Origin of the sequence: Motilibacter deserti, assembly GCF_011250635.1 — a bacterium.
Taxonomy (GTDB): domain Bacteria; phylum Actinomycetota; class Actinomycetes; order Motilibacterales; family Motilibacteraceae; genus Motilibacter_A; species Motilibacter_A deserti.
This window is the reverse complement of the sequence record NZ_JAANNP010000187.1, coordinates 1-2,597: the sequence shown is the minus strand read 5'-3', so window position 1 is coordinate 2,597 and position 2,597 is coordinate 1. Positions and strand designations below refer to the sequence as shown.

Sequence of the window (2,597 nt, the reverse complement as noted above, 5' to 3'; positions counted from 1 at the left end):
CGAGCAAGGGGCCCCGGCCCGCTGTGGAGAGCCGCCCCGAGCGGTACGGTCACACCCGCCCGCTAGCGTCGGGCTGACGACCCGCGGTACGCCGAGACGGCCCTCCCGGCCTGTCCGGCCGCGCCGCGGGCGGTCACGATGGAGGGCAGCGCGGCACCCGACTGTGGGGCCGGCGTCCGGGCACCGGCCCGGGCACGTGCGCGGGAGCGAAGGGCGGGTGGCCGGTGAGGTTCCGGGTTCAGCGAGAGGTCCTGGCCGAGGCCGTGGCGTGGGCCGCGCGCAGCCTGCCCGCACGCCCGCCGGTGCCGGTCCTGGCGGGCCTGCTCGTCGAGGCGGGCGACGACGGCGTCGTGCTGGCCGGCTTCGACTACGAGGTCAGCGCCCGCGTGGGCGTGGACGCCGAGGTCGTGGAGCCGGGCCGGGTCCTCGTCAGCGGCCGCCTGCTCGCCGACATCTGCCGCAGCCTGCCCCAGCAGCCGGTCGAGATCGCGACCGACGGCGCCAAGGTCGTGGTCCGCTGCGGCAGCGCGCGATTCACGCTGCTGACGCTCCCGGTGGACGAGTACCCCGCGCTTCCGGTCATGCCGACGGCGTCGGGCTCGCTGCCCGGCGACGTCTTCGCGGCGGCCGTCGCGCAGGTCTCGCTCGCCGCGGGGCGCGACGACACGCTGCCCGTGCTGACCGGCGTACGCGTCGAGATCGACGGCGAGAAGGTCGTGCTCGCGGCCACCGACCGCTACCGCCTCGCCGTGCGCGAGCTGGCCTGGACGCCGGAGGAGGCCGGGCTCTCGGCCGTGGCCCTGGTCCCGGCCCGCACGCTGTCCGAGAGCGCTCGCTCGTTGCAGGCCGGCGAGAAGGTCGTCGTGGCGCTGGCGACCGGCGGCACCGGCGAGGGCCTGGTCGGCTTCGAGGGCGGCCGCCGCCGCACGACCACGCGGCTGCTCGACGGGGAGTTCCCGAAGTACCAGTCGCTGCTGCCGACGAGCTCGGCCAGCGTCGCGGTCGTGGAGACCGGGCCGTTCGTCGACGCCGTCAAGCGCGTGTCGCTGGTGGCCGAGCGCAACACGCCCATCCGGCTGTCGTTCACCGACGGGGCGCTCACGCTCGAGGCCGGCAGCGGCGAGGAGGCCTCGGCCTCGGAGTCCATGGACGCCACGCTCGAGGGCGACGACATCGCGATCGCCTTCAACCCGCAGTACCTCCTCGACGGCCTGCAGGCGATCGACGCCCCCTACGCCCAGCTGTCGTTCACGACGTCCACCAAGCCGGCGGTGGTCACCGGGCGCGCGACGGCCGACACCGAGCCGACGGGCGACTACCGCTACCTGCTGATGCCGGTCCGGCTGTCGGGGGCATAGGCCCTCAGAACGGGGCAAGAACCGGGCGGACGCCGTCCGGACGGGACCGGCGCACAAGCCAGCACCAACGAGCTATCCCCGCAGGAGGGGCGCATGGAGATCGGCATCATCGGCCTGGGCAAGATGGGCGGCAACATGGCCGAGCGCCTGCGGCGCGGTGGCCACACCGTGGTCGGCTACGACCAGGGGCCGCAGTCGTCGCGCGACGTCTCCAGCCTCGGCGAGCTCGTCGAGCGGCTGAGCGGCCCGCGCGTGGTCTGGGTCATGGTCCCCGCCGGCGACCCGACCCGGGCGACCGTCCGTGACCTGGCCGACCTGCTCTCCGAGGGCGACGTCGTCATCGACGGCGGCAACTCGCGCTACACCGACGACCTGGTCCACGCCGAGCTGCTCGGCGCCAAGGGCATCGGCTACGTCGACGCCGGCGTCTCCGGCGGCGTGTGGGGCCTGGAGAACGGCTACGCGCTCATGGTGGGCGGCGACAAGGACGACGTCGCCAAGGTCCAGCCGATCTTCGACACGCTCAAGCCCGAGGGCGAGGCGGGCTTCGTCCACGCCGGCCCGGTCGGTGCCGGCCACTTCTCCAAAATGGTCCACAACGGCATCGAGTACGGGATGATGCAGGCCTACGCGGAGGGCTACGAGCTGCTCGCGGCCTCCGACGTGGTGCAGGACGTCCCCGGCGTCATCAAGTCCTGGACCCAGGGCACGGTGATCCGCTCCTGGCTGCTCGACCTGCTGGTCCGCGCGCTCGACGAGGACCCCGAGCTGGCCGACATCACCGGCTACGTCGAGGACTCCGGCGAGGGCCGGTGGACGGTCGAGGAGGCCATCAACCACCGCGTCGCCACCCCGGTCATCGCCGCCTCGCTCTTCGCCCGGTTCGTCTCCCGGCAGGACGACTCCCCCGCGATGAAGGCCGTCGCCGCGCTGCGCAACCAGTTCGGCGGGCACGCGGTGAAGTCCATCGCCAAGGGCGAGGCCGAGGCGCCCGCCTGACCCGGCGGTGAGCCGCCGCTCCGGCTGCCCCGCTCCGGCGGCCAGCCACGCCGGAGCGGCGGTACCCACCGGCGCACGCCGCGCCGTACCCTGCAGCGTGCACGTCGCGCACCTCTCCCTCACCGACTTCCGGTCCTACGCCGAGGTCGAGGTGCCCCTCGAGCCGGGCACCACGGCGTTCGTCGGCCCCAACGGGCAGGGCAAGACCAACCTCGTCGAGGCCGTGGGCTACGTCGCGAC

3 protein-coding genes are annotated in these 2,597 nt (G+C 74.2%); all 3 read left to right on the top strand.

The features are described 5' to 3' along the window. Positions 1 to 224: 224 nt before the first annotated feature. Positions 225 to 1,358 (top strand): DNA polymerase III subunit beta, encoded by a 1,134-nt coding sequence (dnaN, locus tag G9H71_RS22150; RefSeq protein WP_166284928.1) that lies wholly within the window; start codon positions 225 to 227, stop codon positions 1,356 to 1,358. 93 nt (positions 1,359 to 1,451) lie between these two features. Further along, positions 1,452 to 2,357 carry a phosphogluconate dehydrogenase (NAD(+)-dependent, decarboxylating) gene (gene gnd, locus G9H71_RS22145; protein WP_166284927.1) on the top strand — a complete coding sequence of 302 codons (906 nt, stop codon included), beginning with the start codon at positions 1,452 to 1,454 and terminating at the stop codon, positions 2,355 to 2,357. 97 nt (positions 2,358 to 2,454) lie between these two features. After that, on the top strand, positions 2,455 to 2,597 hold a 143-nt coding region (locus tag G9H71_RS25630; protein ID WP_166284926.1), incomplete at its 3' end, for an AAA family ATPase.

What these genes read in the sequence shown, in the direction of transcription:
- gnd (WP_166284927.1), top strand. Translation starts at nt 1,452, where the DNA reads ATGGAGATCGGCATCATCGGCCTGGGCAAGATGGGCGGCAACATGGCC.